Annotated in this window: 14 protein-coding genes; 5 read left to right on the top strand and 9 right to left on the bottom strand. The window is 65.3% G+C overall.

Annotation, left to right across the window (positions count from 1 at the left end; all coding sequences use genetic code 11):
• The first annotated feature begins 73 nt into the window (after nucleotides 1-73).
• From KP003_RS12675 to KP003_RS12690, 4 genes are all read left to right on the top strand, one after another.
• Nucleotides 74-3,037, top strand: coding sequence for an NAD-glutamate dehydrogenase domain-containing protein (locus tag KP003_RS12675; protein ID WP_216788634.1), 2,964 nt, complete (start codon nucleotides 74-76; stop codon nucleotides 3,035-3,037).
• A gap of 239 nt (nucleotides 3,038-3,276) precedes the next feature.
• The gene (locus KP003_RS12680; RefSeq protein ID WP_239027526.1) at nucleotides 3,277-5,814 is read left to right on the top strand and encodes a hybrid sensor histidine kinase/response regulator; all 2,538 of its coding nucleotides are present in this window, start codon (nucleotides 3,277-3,279) and stop codon (nucleotides 5,812-5,814) included.
• A gap of 37 nt (nucleotides 5,815-5,851) precedes the next feature.
• Nucleotides 5,852-6,448, top strand: coding sequence for a chemotaxis protein CheD (locus KP003_RS12685; RefSeq protein ID WP_216499362.1), 597 nt, complete (start codon nucleotides 5,852-5,854; stop codon nucleotides 6,446-6,448).
• 19 nt (nucleotides 6,449-6,467) lie between these two features.
• Entirely contained in the window at nucleotides 6,468-6,929 is a 462-nt protein-coding gene (locus KP003_RS12690; protein WP_216788638.1) for an SRPBCC family protein, read from the top strand.
• Between the two features lie 250 nt (nucleotides 6,930-7,179).
• On the opposite strand, the gene KP003_RS12695 is transcribed toward KP003_RS12690, so the two are convergent.
• The 6 genes from KP003_RS12695 to KP003_RS12720 all read right to left on the bottom strand — a co-directional run bounded on the left by KP003_RS12695 (nucleotide 7,180) and on the right by KP003_RS12720 (nucleotide 13,314).
• The gene (locus tag KP003_RS12695) at nucleotides 7,180-7,473 is read right to left on the bottom strand and encodes a J domain-containing protein (RefSeq protein WP_216788639.1); all 294 of its coding nucleotides are present in this window, start codon (nucleotides 7,471-7,473) and stop codon (nucleotides 7,180-7,182) included.
• Between the two features lie 52 nt (nucleotides 7,474-7,525).
• Nucleotides 7,526-9,598 carry a transketolase gene (gene tkt, locus KP003_RS12700; protein WP_217299644.1) on the bottom strand — a complete coding sequence of 691 codons (2,073 nt, stop codon included), beginning with the start codon at nucleotides 9,596-9,598 and terminating at the stop codon, nucleotides 7,526-7,528.
• Between the two features lie 231 nt (nucleotides 9,599-9,829).
• Nucleotides 9,830-10,825, bottom strand: a complete 996-nt coding sequence (locus KP003_RS12705) for an aldo/keto reductase (protein ID WP_216499366.1) — start codon at nucleotides 10,823-10,825, stop codon at nucleotides 9,830-9,832.
• A 221-nt stretch (nucleotides 10,826-11,046) separates the two neighbouring features.
• Nucleotides 11,047-12,471 (bottom strand): OmpA family protein, encoded by a 1,425-nt coding sequence (locus KP003_RS12710; RefSeq protein ID WP_217299645.1) that lies wholly within the window; start codon nucleotides 12,469-12,471, stop codon nucleotides 11,047-11,049.
• A 260-nt stretch (nucleotides 12,472-12,731) separates the two neighbouring features.
• On the bottom strand, nucleotides 12,732-13,100 hold the full coding sequence (locus KP003_RS12715) for a rhodanese-like domain-containing protein (protein ID WP_216499368.1): 369 nt from the start codon (nucleotides 13,098-13,100) through the stop codon (nucleotides 12,732-12,734).
• A gap of 13 nt (nucleotides 13,101-13,113) precedes the next feature.
• Nucleotides 13,114-13,314 (bottom strand): hypothetical protein, encoded by a 201-nt coding sequence (locus KP003_RS12720; protein WP_216788643.1) that lies wholly within the window; start codon nucleotides 13,312-13,314, stop codon nucleotides 13,114-13,116.
• Between the two features lie 395 nt (nucleotides 13,315-13,709).
• On the opposite strand from KP003_RS12720, the gene flgM reads away from it, so the two are divergent.
• A complete protein-coding gene (gene flgM, locus KP003_RS12725) occupies nucleotides 13,710-13,994 on the top strand; it encodes a flagellar biosynthesis anti-sigma factor FlgM (RefSeq protein WP_216788645.1) in 285 nt (94 codons plus the stop codon).
• A 105-nt stretch (nucleotides 13,995-14,099) separates the two neighbouring features.
• Here flgM and KP003_RS12730 read toward each other — a convergent pair whose 3' ends face one another.
• The 3 genes from KP003_RS12730 to KP003_RS12740 all read right to left on the bottom strand — a co-directional run bounded on the left by KP003_RS12730 (nucleotide 14,100) and on the right by KP003_RS12740 (nucleotide 19,260).
• Nucleotides 14,100-16,592, bottom strand: a complete 2,493-nt coding sequence (locus tag KP003_RS12730; protein ID WP_217299646.1) for a methyl-accepting chemotaxis protein — start codon at nucleotides 16,590-16,592, stop codon at nucleotides 14,100-14,102.
• A 32-nt stretch (nucleotides 16,593-16,624) separates the two neighbouring features.
• Nucleotides 16,625-17,380 (bottom strand): substrate-binding domain-containing protein, encoded by a 756-nt coding sequence (locus tag KP003_RS12735; RefSeq protein WP_216499372.1) that lies wholly within the window; start codon nucleotides 17,378-17,380, stop codon nucleotides 16,625-16,627.
• 389 nt (nucleotides 17,381-17,769) lie between these two features.
• Nucleotides 17,770-19,260: a M15 family metallopeptidase gene (locus tag KP003_RS12740; protein ID WP_217299647.1), complete on the bottom strand. Its 1,491-nt coding sequence runs from the start codon at nucleotides 19,258-19,260 to the stop codon at nucleotides 17,770-17,772.
• Between the last annotated feature and the right edge of the window lie 7 nt (nucleotides 19,261-19,267).

Raw genomic sequence — 19,267 nt, forward strand, 5'->3', positions numbered from 1 at the left:
AACAGCTCACCACCACAGGAAATACACAAGTGGCGAACAACCATTCGCCCGCCTTCAAAGGGAGCAACGAACAATGAAAACGAACACCGCAGAGTTCAAGAGACTGAGTGCCGCAACCATGGAGAACCGGGGCTGGCTCACGGAACAGTTCCCCCCGTACTTCTTCATCGCCATGAAGGACGAGCCCCGTGCGATGGCCTTGCTGGAGCGCGAGATGGGAAGCCTCGCCGACAACCGCCGGCTGGTGCTCTCCGACCGGGAGAAGTGTCTGATCCAGGCGCTCCCCAACATGCCGGGATCCCTCTACGACACGCTGCGCCGCATCCCGGAGCGGGAAATCTCCTACGCCATGATCGCCCACTCGGAGAGCCCCCTCCCCGGCAGCGACCGCACCCTCGAGATCCAGCGCTTCGAGTTCGACCGGAAGAACAACAAGGAGATCCAGGAAGGTGGCGACGTCGTCATCCCGCCGGGCATCCGCGCCAAGATCGTTTCGTCGCTGCGCCGGAGCTACCCCGACTTCGTCATGGGCGAACTGGACCGCCTGCTGCGCATGCTCTGGCTCAACAACGAGAAGTACGTCCGCATGGCCTGGCCGGAACGGGTGGCCCAGGTGCTCAACCTGTACCAGAAGGGGGGCAAGGCCGGGGGGCTCTACCTGGACGTCGAGGAGATGGAAGGGGGGAGGGAATCCCGCATCCATTTCGCGGTCGGCAACCCGCCGCAGCACGACTTCCTGCTCCAGGTGATGGAGGTATTCAACCGCCTCGACCTCGGGGTGAACCGCGCCTACTGCCTCACCATCTCCAACGGGACCCACCCCTACTTCCTGGGGACCTTCTACGTGCGCCGCCGCGACGGCGAGGTGCTCTCCCGCGGCAGCGAGCTCTTCAGCCGCTTGAAGGACGAGCTCTGCAACACCCAGATCCTCGCCACCACCTCGATCGCCTACCGCGACTTCGTCACCAAGGGGACCTTCAGCGGCAGGGAAGGGTCGCTCATAAACGCCTTCATCGCCTTTTGCCACACGAACCTGGCCCACAACCAGCCGGACCGCTTCGGCCTGGACGACGTGAAGAGCGCCTTCTTCTCGCACCCCGAGATCGCCCTGCAGCTGGCCGAGCTCTTCGCGGTCCGCTTCGATCCCGCCGTCGCCGAGCGCGAGCTCCGCTATGCGGCCAAGCTCGAGGAAACCGAGCGGATGGTCGGCGACTACAACACCGGCCACCGCTACCTGGACGAGGTGCGCCGCGCCATCTTCCGCTGCTGCCTCATCTTCATCAAGCACACGCTGAAGAGCAACTTCTACGTCCTCGAGAAGCAGGCGCTCGCCTTCCGGCTGGACCCCTCCTACCTCGCCGAGCTCGGGGCCGAGTTCACCTCCGACCTCCCCTGCGCCCTCCCCTTCCGGGTCACCTTCTTCTTCAGCCGCTTCGGCTTTGGCTACCACATCGGCTTCTCCGACATCGCCCGGGGCGGCTGGCGCACCGTCATCGCCCGCAACGGCGACGACTTCATCACCAACGCCAACACGATCTTCCGTGAGAACTTCGTCCTCGCCCACACCCAGCACCTGAAGAACAAGGACATCTACGAGGGGGGTTCCAAGCTGGTCCTTATCCTGGACGCGGGGGACCTGCAAAGAAGCGGCGAGCGCGACCAGGAGGTGCTGCGCCTGTACAAGCTGCAGTACGGGGTGGCCAACGCCTTCCTGGACATCTTCGTGACCGAGAACGGGGTGGCCAGGCTCCCGGCGGTGGTGGACTACTACCGCGAGGACGAGCCGATCGAGCTCGGGCCGGACGAGAACATGCACGACTCGATGATCGAGAGCATCGCCCGGATATCCAAGGCGCGCGGCTACCTCCTGGGGATCGGCATCATGTCGAGCAAGAAGGTCGGGATCAACCACAAGGAGTTCGGGGTCACCTCGACCGGCGTGGTCCGCTTCGCGGAGATCACCATGGCGGACCTCGGCATCGACATGGTCAACGACCCCTTCAGCGTGAAGTTCACCGGCGGCCCCAACGGGGACGTGGCCGGCAACGCCATGCGCATCATGCTGGAGCGCTACCCGAGGATGCAGATCCGCCTCATCCTGGACGGCACCGCGGCGCTCTACGATCCGCAGGGGGCGCGCCACGGCGAGCTGTCGCGCATGCTCCTCAGGGAGGACCTGGACGGCTTCAACCCGCAGGCGCTGCACGAAGGGGGCTTCATGCTCTTTAGAAGCGGCAGCAGGACCGAGGGGCTCAAAACCCTGTACCGCAAGGTGACCATGGGCGCCTCCGGGGTCTGCGAGCAGTGGATCTCCATCGACGAGTTCTCCCGCGAGTTCGGGGACCTGGTCTTCACCACCGAGGCAGACCTCTTCATCCCCGGCGGCGGTCGCCCGGAGACCATCGACGCCGGCAACTGGGAGCGCTTCTTCCTCCCCGACGGCACCCCCTCCGCCCGGGCCATCATCGAGGGGGCCAACTCCTTCATCACCCCGGAGGCGCGCACCCGGCTGCAAAAGCGCGGCGTCATCATCATGCGCGACGCCTCCGCCAACAAGTGCGGCGTGATCTCCTCCTCCTACGAGATCATCGCCAACCTGCTCATGAAGGACAGCGAGTTCCTGGCCGAGAAGAAGGAGTACGTGGCCGGGGTGATTTCCATCCTGGAAAAACGGGCGGCCGACGAGGCACGGCTCATCCTCAAGCGCCACCGCGAGAGCCCGACGCTTCCCTGCACCGAGATCTCCGACGCCATCAGCACCGAGATCAACGGATACTACGCGCGCCTGTTCCGCTTCTTCCAGGGGCGCCCGGAGCTCTTGGGGCAGCCCCCGTTCCGCCGGGTGATCCTGGCCCACCTCCCGGCCCTGGTGGCCGAAAAGGCGCTCTACCGCCGCAGGATCGGCTCCCTCCCCCAGAAGTACCTCTGCGCCATCCTGGCGGCGGAACTGGGCTCCTCCATGGTGTACCGCGGCGACCAGGAGACCGAATTCGAGGACATCCTGAGGCTGCACATAGACCGCAACTTCGCCTTCTGACACCCCCCTCCCCCTTCCCTCCCCTCCCCCTCCGGAGAGGGGCGGGGGCGAGGGAAGGGCGTCAAGTCAAAATGGGAAAACGAACGAGCCCGCCGGCAACGGCGGGCTCGTTCGTTTGAGGAAGACGATTTTGCTGCTACTATCATTAAGCTGGCCCGCCCCGGAACGAACCGGAATTCAACATTTGCGCCCCATTGCCGATGAGGAACACATCGTCACGCATCCTGTCGGAGGAAGTAGTGTCTTACCTCAAAGGTCAACATCAGCATCCACGCAACCGCTCCGCGGCAGTGCGCTACAGCGCCATCCTGTTCGCCGCCTTCCTGGTGGTGTTCGGGCTGATCGTGTGGTTTACCGAAGGGAACAACTTCAGGGCGAAGCAAAACGACCTGGCCAGCAGGACCAGGACCTTCAGCGGATCGCTGCAGCTCACCCTGGAAGGGGACGTCAGCTACCTGGAGCTGCTGGCGCTCGACCGCGCCTCGGGCAAACTCACCGCGCACCTTTTCCAGGAGCGTGCCGGCCAGTACGTGCAGGCGCACCCCCAGCTGATCAACATCACCTGGGTCGACGCGGACTTCCGTATCACCGACGTGGCGCCGCTGGCGCCGAACCGGCAGATCGTCGGGCTCCAGTTGAACCTGCCTGAACCGAAGCGGGTCTCCGCCCTGGCCCGTGAACGGCGCAAGCCGGTCTACACCCGCCCCTTCGAGGCGATCCAGGGTAGGCCCTCCTTCGAGGTCTGGGTCCCGGTATTCCGCGGGGACACCTTCCTCGGCCTCTTCGGAGGCGTCTACTCCTGCGACAAACTCCTGCAGCAGCTCGTCGCGCATACCCAGCCGCGCCTGTACCACCTGAGCCTCACCGACAGCAGCGGCAGCCTGCTGGCCACGATACCGCCCACGGGCCCCCTGGACCGGCAGTGCAGCAAAGAGATGGCCGTCACCGGCCCGGAGAGCGGGGTGATGCTGCGGGTCACCCGCTACCAGGGGCGCAGCGACTGGCGCCTGCACCTTTTGAAGGCGATCTCGCTTTTACTGATCTTGGGGATGTCCTATACGCTTTGGAACCTGAAGATGGAGATAGACGAGCGCAAGCGTGCCGAGGAGGAGATCAAGAAACAGGCCGCGCTTTTGGAGGAGGAGATCACCGAGCGCCAGGCGGCCCAGGAATCGCTGCAGGAACAGGCGACCCTTCTGGAGGAAGAGGTCTCCGAGCGCTGGCAGGCAGAGGAGGCCCTCAGGGAGAGCGAGGAACGGCTGCGCCTTCTGCTCGATTCCACCGGCGAGGCGATCTACGGCATAGACATCGAAGGCAACTGCACCTTCTGCAACCGCGCCTGCCTGAGAATGCTCGGCTACCAAAGCGACGCCGACCTTTTGGGAAAGAACATCCACGACATCATGCACCACAGCTACCCCGACGGCAGGCCCATGCCACAGGAAGAGTGCGGCGCCCACAACACCATGCTGCAGGGGAAGGGGAGCCACGTGGCAGACGAGGTGTTCTGGCGCGCGGACGGCAGCAGCTTCCCGGTGGAGTACTGGTCCTATCCCCAGGTGAAGGACGGCAAGGTGGTGGGTGCGGTGGTGGCCTTCATCAACACGACCGAGCGCAGGCACCTGGAGGAGCAGTTCCGCCAGTCGCAGAAGATGGAGTCGATCGGCCGGCTCGCCGGCGGCGTGGCGCACGACTTCAACAACATGCTGAGCGTCATCTCCGGCGCGGCCGAGCTGTCCAAGCGCAAGCTTGAGGACGGCGAGCCGATCGGACAGTACCTCGAGCTGATCATCAACGCCGCCCGGCGCTCAAGCGACATCACCCGCCAGCTGCTCGCCTTCTCCCGCAAGGAAGTGGTGTCACCAAAGCAGGTGCAGTTGAACGCTCTCATCGAGGACTCCCTGAAGATCCTGGCCCGGCTGATCAGCGAGGACGTGAAACTCTCCTTCCGACCCGCACCGGAACTCTGGAGCGTCATGATCGCCCCCTCGCAGGTGGACCAGATCCTGATGAACCTCGCGGTCAACGCCCGGGACGCCATGCCCGATGGCGGCAACCTCACCATCGAAACGGCCAACGTCCAGATCCCCAGCCACTACGCCTACCTCCACCCCGACGCGAGACCGGGGGACTACGTGCAGCTCTCGGTGAGCGATACCGGCCACGGCATGGACAAGACGGTCGCCGCCCACATCTTCGAGCCCTTCTTCACCACCAAGGGGCAGGGAAAGGGGACCGGCCTGGGCCTCTCCACCGTGTACGGCATCGTCACCCAAAACGGCGGCTTCATCAACGTCTACAGCGAACCGGGCGAGGGGGCGGTGTTCAGGATCTACCTGCCCCGCCTCCAGCAGAGCGACGCGCCGCCGCAGGGGAACCTCCCGGCGGAGCAGCGGATTTCCGGGACGGTCCTGCTGGTGGAGGACGAGGAGATGCTGCTCTGGCTCACCACGAGGCTCCTGGAGGAGATGGGGCTGAAGGTGATCCAGGCGCAGGACCCCCTGGAGGCCCTGGAGATCAGCCGGCAGCGGGGAGCGGAGATCGACCTGGTCCTGACCGACGTGGTGATGCCGGAGATGAACGGCAGGGAGCTCGCGGAGCGGATCCGGGAGAGCCGGCCGGACGCGAAGGTGCTCTTCATGTCGGGGCACACCTCGGACAACGTGATTCAGCGCGGCGTCATCGAAGCCGGCATGCACTACATCCAGAAGCCGCTGGAGATGGAGAAGCTCAACAGGAAGATCGCGGAGATGCTGGCGGAGCGGCAAAAGGGTTGAGGCAGATGGAGATGGCACCCAACGCGGCAGGAGCGGCATGAAGATCGAGAAATATCAAAACGGTGAGCGGGTCACCATCGCACCGGGGGAGTTCTACGTCACCGGCAAGCCCGGCGTGATCACCACCCTGCTCGGTTCCTGCATCGCCGCCTGCCTGTACGACCCGACCCGACGCCTGATCGGGATGAACCACTTCATGCTGAGCAACCCGCGCTACTCCAAGGAACTGCCGCTCAACATCACCGACGCGGGGCGCTACGGCATCCATGCCATGGACCTTTTGATCAACGCCATGATGGCCCAGGGAACCGACCGGTCCCGGATCAGGGCCAAGATCTTCGGGGGAGCCACCATCATCAACGCCGACGGCAACACGGACAACTTCTTCTGCGTGGGGCAGGTCAACTGCAGGTTCATCCTGCAGTACCTGGAGCAGGAGCGGATCCCGATCGATGCCATGGACATAGGGGGCGATTTCGGGAGGGTGATCCACTTCTCCAACGGCGACTTCGCGGTGCACCGCAGAAAGGTGGACTCAAGCCGCAGCAGCAAGCTGGCCCAGCGGGACCGCTACTGCTGGCAAAAGGCGATCGAGCAGCAGCAGGCGGCACTCCCCGAGGTCGATCTCTGGTGACGGAAAAGGCGGGTTGGCAATGAAGATGCACCTATTGAAGCAGGAACAACTGATGCCGCTGTCGCTGGAACAGGCCTGGGAGTTCTTCGTGCACCCGGGCAACCTGCCGCGCATCACCCCCCCCGACCTGGGCTTCAGGATCACGGGGGATCTCCCCGAGAAGATGCACGCCGGGATGATCGTGAGCTACACGGTGACCCCGTTCCTCGGGGTTGCGGTCAATTGGGTCACCGAGATCACCCACATGCGGGAACCGTACTTCTTCGTGGACGAACAGCGCTTCGGCCCGTACCGGTTGTGGCATCACCAGCACATCTTCGAGGAGACGCCGCGGGGGACGCTGATGACGGACCTGGTGCACTACGTCCTTCCTTTCGGCCCCTTCGGTGAAGTCGCCGCCCCCTTCGTGGCGCGCCGGGTGCGCAGCATCTTCGAGTACCGCCGGCAGGCGCTGGCCGGCGAGCTCGGGTTCACCCTCTAGTCGAGGTGCAGGAGCGGGTAGCGCTGCAGGAGCCTGCCCCCTGCACCTTTTTTAGGCAAAAAGGTAAAAAACCATGATCTTTGAGGAGAAACCGGCCCGATCCCGAAAGTTATCCACAGTGTTTTCCACGAAACTGTGTACAGCGAATCCGCGCCCAGCAGGGAGATAGCTTCAGTGGGCGGTTTTTTATGCACTTTCCCGGCATTTCGGGAAGCCGCGACACCGTATTGACGAAATATAACGCGACGTACTAACGGTTGTTGCCCCAGAGCGGGTCATCGAAGTACTGGCGCCTGAGACGTTCGTCCGGGTTCTGCTCGTAGAATTCGTCCTCCGCGAAGCAAAAGCGGTAGTCGGAGAGGTAGTCGAGCAGCACCCGGTAGGCGGCGTTCACCTTCCTCATCTCCTCGCTGTCTGCCGGCGCCCCCAGGTCGGGATGGTGTCTTTTCACCAGTTCCCGGTGCCGGCTCTTGATCTGCCTCAGACTGGCCCGCTCTTCGAGGCCGAAGACTGCCAGCGCCAGTTGCAACTCCCTGTAGGTCATAGCCTCCTCCCGGCCTCAACCGGGCGCCCCCATGCCATCCGGGGGCGCCGCCTCACCTTCCCGCCAACTGCAGGGCGAGCCTGCAGAGGTTCGCCACGGTGAAGCCGTACTCTTCGAGGACCCGGTCTCCCGGCGCGGAGGCGCCGTACCCCTCGACGCCGAGGACCACCCCGGCATCCCCCACGTAACGGTGCCATCCCTGGGGGCTCCCCGCCTCGACCGCCACCCTGAGCGGAACGTCCCGCGGGAGCACCGCCTCGCGGTACTCCCGTGGCTGCTCGTCGAAGAGCTCCCAACTCGGGAGCGAGACCACGCGCACCGCGAGCCCCTCCTCCTTAAGCCTCAGGCGCGCCTTCAACGCCAGGGGAACCTCGGAGCCGGTGGCGATCAGGATGAGGCGCGTCCCGTCCCCCTCGAAGTCGGCCAGCACGTACCCCCCCTGCAAAAGCCCTTGTGCCGGCGCGTAGCGTTCCCGGTCCAGGGTGGGGACGGCCTGGCGCGACAGCACCAGGGCGACCGGTCGGTTTCGTATGGAGAGCGCGGCACGCCAGGCAAAGGCGCTCTCGTTGGCGTCGCCGGGGCGCAGCACGATGAGGCGCGGTATGGCACGCAGGGAGGCGAGGTGCTCCACCGGCTGGTGGGTCGGCCCGTCCTCGCCGAGGGCGATGGAGTCGTGGGTGAAGACGTGGACCACCTTCAAATCCGAGAGTGCCGCCAGGCGCAGCGACGGCCGCAGGTAGTCGGAGAAGGTGAGGAAGGTGGCCCCGAAGGGGATGGTGCCGCCGTGGGCGGCCATGCCGTTCAGGATCGCGGCCATGCCGTGCTCGCGCACGCCGAAGTGGACGTTGGCGCCCCCCGCTCCCCACTCCCCTCCCACCGCCCCCTGGCGGTCCTCAGGCTGCCAGGACTCGCTCTGGAAGTCCCCCTTCCCGGCGAGCGCGGTGACGGTGGACGGGTTCAGGTCCGCCGAGCCGCCAAAGAGCTGCGGCAGGCGCCCCGCCAGCGCGTTAAGGACCTTCCCGGAGGCGGCGCGGGTCGCCATCCCCTTCTCGTCCGCGGGGAACTCCGGCAGGGCCTCCTGCCACCCCGCGGGGAGTTCCCCCGAGAGGGCAAGCTCGAGCTCGGCAGCCGGTTCGGGATACTCGACGGCGTAGCGGGCGCGCAACGCCTCCCACTCCCGCTGCGCGGCGCCCCCCTGCTCCAGCGCCCGCCGGAAATGTCCCAGCGCGGGCTGCGGAATGAGGAACTCCGGCTCGGGGGGCCACCCCAGCCGCTTTTTGCTGCGCAGCACCTCGTCCGCGCCCAGCGGCGCCCCGTGCGCCTCGAAACTGTCCTGCTTGCCGGAGCCGAAACCGATGCGGGTGCGCACCATGATCAGGCTGGGGCGTCGGGACTCGGCACGCGCCTCATCGAGCGCGCCCGCGATGGCCGCCAGGTCGTTGCCGTCCTCGACTTCCAGTACCTGCCAGCCGAAGGCGGCGAACCTCGCGGCGCGGTCCTCGGAAAAGCTCAGGGAGGTCGAGGCGGCCAGCGTGATGCGGTTGTCGTCGTAGAGGCAGATCAGCTTCCCCAGTCGCAGGTGCCCCGCCAGGGAGGCGGCCTCCGAGACCACCCCCTCCATCAGGTCCCCGTCGCCGGCGATCAGGTAGCTGTAGTGGTCGATGAGGCGAAAGCCGGGGCGGTTGAAGCGGGCCGCCAGGTGCGCCTCGGCCATGGCCATACCGACCGCGTTACCGAACCCCTGTCCCAGCGGCCCGGTGCTCACCTCCACGCCGGGGGTGAGGCCGCGCTCGGGGTGCCCGGGGGTGCGGCTCCCCCACTGCCGGAAGCGCATGATCTCCTCCAGCGGGAGGTCGTAACCGGTCAGATGCAGGAGGGAGTACAGCAGCATGGAGCCGTGCCCCGCGGAGAGCACGAAGCGGTCCCGGTCGAACCACCCCGGATCGGCCGGGTTGTGCTTCAGGAATCGGGTCCAGAGCTGGTACGCCATGGCAGCGGCCCCCATCGGCATGCCGGGGTGGCCGCTGTTGGCCTTTTGAATGGCGTCGACAGCCAGAAAACGCAGGGTGTTGATGCAGAGCTGGTCCAGGTCGGCGGCGGGGTCGGTAACGGGATGCGTGGTCATGGCGCTGCTCCTTCAGGTATGAGGTCCGGGAGCATCGCACCGTTTCCGCCACGCTTCTTTCATCGATCTCCGAGAAGCTTCTGAAGGAACTGTGGCAGGAAAAGCGCGATGCAGCCTGCCATGACTATAACAAGTGATAGGGCAAATAGGAACTGTGTCTGCCGACTCTATGACTTGGCGACGCTTTCCTGATACAGTTTTGCTCCCGGACTGTTTCCTTTCAGGGGCCGCCTACTCCGGGCCGTCGACGAAACGCAGCGCCGCCTCGGGGGAGCGCGCCCCCGCCACCCGGAAGCCGGAGACGGACTTGTCGAGGGTGCACCAGACGTCGTCGCACAGTTTCAGCCCCACGGACTGCGCATTCTCCTCCAGGTAGCGCAGGTGCCTTGTCCCCGGGATCGGGACGATGTCGCTGCCACGGCGCAGCAGCCAGGCGAGCGCCACCTGTGCCGGGGTGGCGTCGTGGGCGCAGGCGAGCTCGTTGACCATGGAGACCAGGGTGAAGTTGTGGCGCAGGTTCTCGGCGAGAAAGCGCGGGTTCTTGCGGCGCCAGTCGCAGGGCTCCAGGTCGTCCGGCGTGCGGATCTTCCCCGCCAGGAAACCCCTCCCCATCGGGCTGTAGGCCACGAAGCCGACGCCCAGTTCGCGCAGCACCGGCAGGAGCTTGTCCTCCACCCCCCTCTCCCACAGCGAGTACTCCGACTGCACCGCGGAAAGCGGGTGCACGGCGTGGGCCCGACGCACGATGCCCGGCCCCGCCTCGGAAAGGCCTATGTAACGCACCTTACCCTCCCGCACCAGCTCCGACAGGGCGCCCACCGTATCCTCGACCGGGACCGCGGGGTCCAGGCGGTGCTGGTAGTAGAGGTCGATGTAATCCGTCCCCAGGCGCTTCAAGGAGCCGTCGATCGACCGGCGTACCTGCGCCGGGCTGCTGTCGAGCCCGATCTGCCTGCCGTGCGGGCCGAAGCGCCAGGCGAACTTGGTCGCCAGCACCAGTTTCTGGCGCGGGACCTCCTTCAAGATGCGTCCCAGGAGCTCCTCGTTGCAGAAGGGGCCGTAGACCTCGGCCGTATCCCAGAAGGTGATGCCCAGTTCGATGGCGCGGCGCAGCACCCGGATCGACTCGGAGAGGTCGCCGCTACCGTAGCAGTAGGTCAGCCCCCGACAGCCAAGCCCAAGCGCCGACACCTCCAGCCCCTGTTGCCCCAGTTTTCGTTTGTGCATGGAAACCTCCCGCAAAACAGGCTCTATGTTCTTCGTTCTACGTTCCACGTTCTACGTGTCCACCATCCGGGTTGAATTAAACGTGGAACCTGGAACCGCCTGAAAACGCCGGCAACAAAAATAGCCCATATAGGATATGGGCTATTTTTGCGGCAGCACTGGTTAGGGTTGCCGAAGGCCAGGGTGCTGAAGGCGAGCGCTGGTGCCCTGGCCGCTCATGGCTACTTGTTGACGACGCAGTCGATGATGGCGTTGATCCTGCGGTTTTTCTGCCGCCCTTCCGCGGTGTTGTTGTAGGCGACGGGGCGGGTCGAGCCGAACCCCTTGGCGGAGAGACGGGAGCGCTCGATGCCGAAGTTCTTCACCATGTAGTCGACCACGTTCTGGGCGCGCTGCTGGGACAGCTTCATGTTGTGGGCGGCGTCGCCGGTGTTGTCGGTGTGACCTTCGATGACGGCGGTCGTTGTAGTGTAGCGTTTCATGTAGTCGGCCACCTTGGCGATCTCGTCGCGGTACTGCGGCTTGATCTCGGCCTTGCCCGGGTCGAAGTCAACCACGAGGGACATGCAGAGCCGCTCCGGCGGGGTGACCTGCTGCACGTCGAAGGCGCAGTCGATGATCGCCTCGATGCGGCGGTTCTTCTGCTTCCCTTCATCGGTCGCGTTGTCGGCGATGGGGCGGGTGAAGCCGTACCCCTTGGCGGCGAGGCGCGAGCGCTCGATGCCGTACTGCTCGGTCAGGACATCGACCACGGCCTGGGCGCGGCGCTGGGAGAGGTCCATGTTGTGGTTGTAGGAACCGACGTTGTCGGTGTGCCCCTCGATGACTGCCGTGGTGGTCGGATACTTCTTCATGAAGTTGCCGACCTGTGCGATCTGGTCGCGCAGTTCCTTGCGCACGATGGCCTTGTCGATGTCGAACTCGCCCTGCAGGGTGATGCAGTACTTGTAGTGCCCCGGGGTCGGCTCGGCGGCTGTCGGCTGCGGTTCGGGTGCCGGCGCAGGCGCAGGCGCCGGGGCCGGGGGCGGGGCTACGGTGCCACCGGGCTCGGCAGCGGCGGCCTTGGCAGGAGCGGCCTTCATGGTCCGGCCGCCCATCACGAAGGTGAGGCCGAGGCTGTATTCCCAGTTCCTGGCGATGTTTTCCCGGACGTGGTCGCTCTGGAAGTCGATGATGCGGCGGCCGTCGGCCCTGAGGGCGATGTTGTCGTTCAGGAAAATCTTGAAGCCGGCGCCGCCGTTGGCCGTGCCGTCATGGGAATTGGCGTGCTTGTACCTGATGGTGGTCCCGCCCCCCCCCAGGGCGAGGTAGGGGACGATGACGGACCTGGGCATGAAGTTCCAGATCAGGTCGAGACGGTAGGAGTACATGCCGTGTTCATCGTCGGTGGCGGCGTCTTCCACCTTGAGGTAGGTCCCCACCAGCTCGGTCGCGAAGTTGTCGGTCCAGTCGTAGCCGAGCCTCAAGCCGCCCAGCAGACGGTCCTGGGTGTAGTTGCGCTGCGGCAGCTTCGAGTCGTCAAAGATGTACCCGCCGACGAAGGGGGAGATGGAGAACGCCCCCGCACGTTCTCCGGCGTGCGCCGTGGCGGCCAGCGCCATCACGGCCAGGACCATGATGCAGATAAAGCCGGTGATCTTTTTCATCGTGGTAGCCTCCTTGTTGAGGAGGATCCCTCTCCGGGATCCTCCCGCTAATTTTTTCGAGCCGGCCTCTGTCCGGCCCATCCAGTCCCGGCCCTAGCCGGCGTGAAAGATCCCGCTAACTCCCTGATTCAGTACCCGCAGCGCCTCGTCTGCCACTGCCGGAAAAATTAACGTTTACCAATATAGCGTCATTCATCTGGCTGTCAACCCGCCCAAAACCGCGCTGGGAGCCGCTGCGCAAAGCATGCACAGTTTGCGGCTCACTCGCCCCGGGAGCGGGTCATGTCGCGGGCCGCCTTGACCTCCTCTGCCGGAAGCCCCGCCTCGAGGTACCCGGACACCCCTCCCTCGAGCGCCCGCGCCCGGACACCGTTGTCACCGAGGAAGGCGGCCAGCTCCAGGGCAGGCTCGTCGGTCGGCGCGGCCGAACAGACCACCACCAGGCGGTCGCGCGGCAGTTCCTGGAGGTGCCGCCTGGCGTCGTCGAAGTTGACCCGCAGCGCCCCCCGGACCCTCTGGACGGCGAAGTCGGCGTCGCCCGGGTGCCGCAACTCGACAAAAAAAAGCGGCTCCCCCTCCTTGATCCGCTCCCATACCCAATCCGTTGAAACCGCCAGATCGCGCTGCATGATCCCTCCGTGGTCAGTCCTCCCCCTCGTCGCCGGCCTTCTGGTCCACGTGTTTGCCGTCGACCTTCCTCCTCAAGGTGAGGTACACGAAGAGGGCGATGGCCAGTATGATGAAGAGGGTGACGCTCAGGGCGAAGGTTGCGAAGGAATGCTGCTTCACCGCCGGGGCGGGAACGGTCGACGGCGCCTGGGTTTGCGATTGCACAGTGGCCATGGCCTCCTCCTTTTGCCGGTCATCCCGCTGTTACCCGGCGGGCGGCACCCATCAAAAATAACTTAGTGCATTTTAATGTCAATACGACAATCTTTGTTTTTTACGGTGACTGGAGCAGAAGCAGGTAGCAGAGCACCCGGCGCAATCGTCAAGTCGACAGGGTACAACCGGGGGAAAGGATGCGGAGACGCCAGAGAGGAGTCGAAGAACAACGCTGCACTCAAGAGGGAGGGCAATGACTATCGGGGCGCGCCGGGTAGGCTGGCGAACGTCCCTGCGGGCGATGATCTGCCGCAATGATAATGAAATAAAAATCACTGGGCTTTATGCAGAAAAACAACTACCATTCAGTTAGTTCCCGCATACACACCTACAACGAGCAAAGAGCCGGAGATATGAACATCACCGATAAAATAGAGCAGGCCAAGCCTGCAATTCCCGTAGAGGGAAGGATGGATACCGCGCCGCGGACCCGGGCGCAGCAATCGGGCCGCCGCCCGGAACGCCAGCAAGACCTGGTTGAGCTTTCCACGTCCCTGTCCGAGATCTCCACCAAGGAGCTGGACCAGCAGCAGGCGCGGCGCGTAGCCGCCATCAAGGCGCAGATCCAATCGGGAGAGTATCGGGTGGATTCCCGGCAGGTGGCAGAGAAGATGCTCTCGGCAGAGACCGGCGTCTGAGCGGCAGCCTCCCTTGAAACGCCAAACGGCGCGTCACCCAACCGGTGACGCGCCGTTGTCATTTTGTACTTTCTTGCCGATGCAGCCCTTCCGCGCCCGGCGGGGCTAGGCGGCCCCGGAGAGCCGGAACCAGGCCGCCATACCGGAAAGTTCCTCCGCTATCTGCCGCAGTTCCACCGAGGCACGCCTGACCTCGCCGGTTGACTGCTCGGCGCGCCTGGTGATATCGGCCATGCCATCCACGTTGGCCGAGATTTCCACCATGGCGGTCGACTGCTGCTCGGCCGCCGCCGCGATCCGCTCCGCCATCTCGGCACCACGGGTCGAAACGGTGAGGATCTGCTCCAAGGAGCGGCTCGCCTCACCGGCGCAGCGCACCCCGTCGGAGACGTTCTGGGTGCCCGCCTCCATGGCGCGCACCGTGCGCGTGGTCCCCTCCTGGATCTCCCGGATCATGGCGCCGATCTCGGAGGTGGCCTCTGTGGTGCGGGAGGCGAGCTTGCGGACCTCGTCGGCAACCACCGCGAACCCCATCCCCATCTCGCCTGCACGGGCGGCCTCGATGGAGGCGTTCAGAGCCAGAAGCGAGGTCTGGTCCGCGATGTCGTTTATGATCCCCACGATGGAACCGACCTGTTCCGATCTCTCCCCGAGGCTGTGCACCTGGGCCGCTGCCTCCCGCACCGAGGCGGTGATCTGCTCCATCCCCCGGGCCGTGGTGGCAACCACCTCCCCACCCTGCCCCGCGGTTAACAGCACCTGCTGGCTGGCCTCCGAGGCCTGGGCCGCGCTCCCCGCCACCTCGTTGATGCTCTGCGACATCTGCCCCACTGCGTCGGCGGACTGTTCCGTCGCGATGGCCTGCTCACGCGCCCCCTGTGCCAGTTCCTCCGCGGTCACCGAGAGGTGGCGGGAGTGTTCCGCCAGTTTGGCGATGGCGCGGCTTAGCGCGCCGGTGATCTCGCCGAGTTTGACCGTGGTCTGGTTGAAGTGCCGTGCCACCTCGCCGAACTCGTCCTTACGCCGGGCGTCCAGTTGCGCGCTGAAATCGCCGTTGCCAAACCCGGTGGCCAGGACGATCAGTTCCCGGACCGGCGTCGTGATGGAGCGCGCCAGCAGGACGCTGGTGACCAGGCCGAAGATCATCATGGCCGCCCCCAGAAGGGACACCGCCACCACGAAGCTTCGCACCATGCGGTTCACCGAGGCGACCGCCTTCTCCTGTTCCCCCTGCGCCGCGGTGACCCCCTTTTTCCCCTGCTCGTTCTGCTGGGCCACCAACTCCTTGAGCTTCAGGTTCAGCGCGGCGGCCTGCGCGCGGACCTGCACCACCAGCTGCAGCTTGTCGATCACCCCGTCCCTGTTCATCAACTGCGACTTGATGGCCGCGAGCTTGGCCGCCACCCCGCGCAGGACCCCCGCCTCGGCCGTGTTCCTGGAACCGAGCGCGGCCGCCATGCGCCCCTCGATTCCTTCGGCGGTGGTGAATTTCTGCCGCAGCTCGCCGCTCACCTGGGCGATCTCCTCCCTGGTGCGGGCCGCGAAGAGCTCCTTGATGCCGCTTTTTATGTCCAGACCGAGCGACATCAGGGTCCCGTTCATGGCCAGGATGTCCCCCGCCATGTTCGAACCCTTCAAGGAATCGTCGTGGCTGCGGCTTTCCTGGTTGTACTTGCCCGTCGCCAGTGTCACCGACTGCTCGATCTCGATCACCGCTCCCGAAAGCTTGGCGGCCACGTTCTGCGCCATCTGTTCGTACTCGGGGGAAGGCTCTCCCCCCTTGGCCAGTACCCCCCCCTTCAGCTCGAGGAGTCCCTGCGGGCCGTTCACCAGCTTGCGCGCGTCGGCCGCCAGTTCCACCGGGGCCTTCACGCTGGGGTCCCCGGCGGTGACCAGCCGGTTCTTCCCGAACTCGTTGAGGGCCGCGTCCAGCTTGCCGCGGGCGATGATCACCCCTTTCTTGCCCGTCGCCTTGAGCAGCTCGGCAAGGGCAAAATTGGCGTCCTTGAGGAAGTCCCTCGCGGTGGTCAGGTTCATCAGCTTCTGGGTGATCTCGCTGGCGGAACCGCTGGAGACTGAGAGCTGGCGCGCCGAAGATTTCTGACGCTTCTGGATGGAAACATCCAGCTCGGAGAGTTTCCGGGTGATCTCGGTCAGTTCCGATTTCATGGCCAGGTCGGCCTGGCGCGCCCCCTCCTCGGCCTTGAGCCTTCCCTGGGTAGTGTCGAACATCTCCCGGGTCAGCCGCTCAAGACGCTCCACCTCCTCCACGTCGGCGGCGGCCCCCTCGTTCCCCTTCAGTGCCGCAAGCTCCCCCCCCGCCTTGTGCAGCTCCGACAGGGTGCGCTCCGCGTTGCTGCGGGCCGCGGCGAGGGAGTTGACGTTGGCAGCGACGGCGACCTCGGACAGGTTCGCGGTGTGCTCCTGCAGGGAGCGCTGCATCTCTATGGTCTTCAACTGGAACGGCGTGGAACGTTCGGTCAGTATGAAGAGCTTGCCCTGAACGAATTTCATGCCCAGGAGGCTCACCCCGCCGATGACGGCGATACCGGCAAGGGTGAGCAGGGCGTTGCAGATCAGCTTGGTCTTTATCGTCATAATGGCACCAGTTCAGGTTCGCGTCGTCGCGGTTACTTCTTCACGTACTTGTCGCCATCGCCCTTGATGTAATCGAGCACCTTCTGGAGCTTGGCCGACGGCTTGCCCTGGGTCACCACCAGGATCGGGCTGATGAGCGCCGGGGCCTCCACGACCTTCACCGAGGCGTCGGCCATGCCGAAGGGGTCGATGCCGATCGCCTCGGGGGTGGCGGACACACCTTCCTTGATCTTGGCGTAGTTGGTGGTGTCCAGGATGTCCTTGGTCACCCCGGCCCCGTCCAGGATCTCCTTCTGGAACTGGGCGTTCTGACCCGGGGTTCCCTTGCCCCATACCACGATGATGTCCTTGTCGTCGCCGCCCACCTCCTTCCAGTTGCCGATCTTCCCGGTGAAGATCCCCTTCAACTGTTCCTTGGAGAGCTTGGCGACCTTGTTGGAGGGATGCACGAAGATGGCGGTCCGGTTCTCTGCGATCTGCTGCACCACCAGGGCATCGCGGTTCACCTTGACCCCCTCCTTCTCCGCGCCCGATGCCATGGACTCGAAGGGGACCGCGCCGGTTGCCATCTCGACCTTCCCTTTGACCAGGTCGATCAGGCCGTCCTTGGGCGAGGACTGCAGGATGATCAGGGTGTCGCCGGTCGCCTTTTCGAAGGGGGCTTTTATCGGGTTGAACACCGCACTGATGGAGGCGCCACCGCCACCGACCTTGATATCCTCCCCGTAGGCTGTTGCCGATGCCAGCACCACGAGACCACAAACTGCCAGTTTCACCATCGCTTTCATTAAGTACCTCCGGGAATTTTTTTCTATGTATCGGTGCTGTTGATAAAACCATTAGAGATAAAAAAGCCGCATACGTATACGGCATCGGGCAGCTGGCGCTCGGTCGGTTGCGGCGACGGCATCGAGGTTGGAAGGGACGGGAGTCGAAGGCGAGAGCGACTGCGGGTGGTCTTGGTGCGGCAGAGGAGCAGAAGAGACGGGGAGAACTGAAATGGGCCTGTCATTCCTGGGTGTTGGGCCGCAACGGGAGAGGGGCATGGTGAGCGTTGGCATGGGGCAAATACCAGCAGCCGGCAGAGCCCTCGCCCGCCCCCCGGGCACCCTCTCCCAGAGGGAGAGGGACGAGCGGAACACCATGGTTAATCAAAAATAATGGGTCGACTCGACCGCTACGGCCCGGAAAGGAGCCTGCCGAGGTCGTATTCGAGGTGCTGGTAATCGGGGAAGCGCCAGCTCCCCCCCCAGGTGAAGCCGCGCTGGCGGAAGGGGGCGAGCATCGGGTCCCCCGGCTGGAGCATGCCGGGGCGCTGCTGCTGCCGGTCGAGGTGGTCGGCGGAAGCGGCGGGGAGCACGCGGCACAGGGCGGGGTTCCCCAGACAGAACTCGCGGGCGGCAGCGCCCCCCGTGATCCCTGCCGTCTGCGGCCGGGCCCCCTCCTCCAGCATCAGGTACGGGTTCTGCCGCGGGTTGATGTCGATGGCGGCGCCGTAGCTGTGCCTGGAGAAGACGCCGGGCCTGCCGGGAACCTCGCGGCAGTTGAAGGCCGAGCTGTTGTTGGCCGCCATGGAACGGAAGTCGTCGGCATCGTAGGCGTCGATGAGCTCCATCCTCTCGATCGGGAAACGGCCGTTGTAGGCGTGGTGCAGGGAGTCCATGAAGAAGGCGGAGAGTGCCTGGTGCACCACCAGTTCGCCGTAGTGCGGCTTGCCGTCGAAGCCCCAGAAGGAGGTGACCAGGTAGGCGAGCTGGTCCAGGGGGACCGGGCACTCCGGGCGCCAGGAGTTCTTCTCCTGCATCCGCCGTCCGACGCTTTCCGGCAGCGACACGGCGGCGGCGAAGAACCCCCCGGTGCCGTGACGCAGCGCGAGGAGGCGCCCCCCCTCGGCGAGCCTCCCCTTAAGCCCTGCCGGCAGGTCGGCCGGCAGCTGTCCCGCGATGCCGGCGGAAGCGGCCGCGACGGCGGAGGCGGTGCCGATCACCACCTGCGGGCGCTGCTCCGGGTCGAGCCACCCCATAAGCTGCACCAGCTCCTTTTCCGGCAGCGAGACGCAGCCGGCGGTGCCGGTCTCCGGCCCGCGCTCGACGTGGATGAAGATGGCGCTCCCCAGGTCGCGCACCACCGGTTCGCTGTTGTAGTCGAGCACCAGGGCGTACCGGTAGAGCGGGTCGGGACGCAGGAGCTCCTCGAAGGAGGCGGCCCTGGTCTCGCCGCGCCAGACCCAGCGGTTGTAGTCGGGGGATTGCGGGTCGTCCACCCAGAGGTCCTGGGTGTCGACCTGGCGGTAGGAGAACTTGCCGGGAAAGGTGGCCGGATAGCCAAAGGCGGTGCGCAGCGGGAAGATCCCGGCCGGGGTGCGCCCGTCCCCTTCCCGCTTCTCGAAGGGGGGCGCCACGCCGTTGCGCCCAAGGTTGACCGCGACCGGCGGGAAGGCGAGTTCCCACCCCAAAAGCGAGCGCCGCACCGGGTAGAGGGTCGCCTGCTGCAGCCCGGGGGTGCCGGGGTCGACGTAGAGGAACTGGCCGCTTTCGGAGTTGCGGGCGAGGCCGTCCAGGCTCTCGCCGATGCGCCGCGGCAGCTCCCCCCCGGAGCTGCACCCCATAACGAGGCCGACGGTTAAGAACACACAGCCGCCGAAGATGGATCGCCAAGTCCTTTTCATGCGCCGC

The organism is Geomonas diazotrophica, assembly GCF_019063885.1.
GTDB classification, from domain to species: Bacteria; Desulfobacterota; Desulfuromonadia; order Geobacterales; family Geobacteraceae; genus Geomonas; species Geomonas diazotrophica.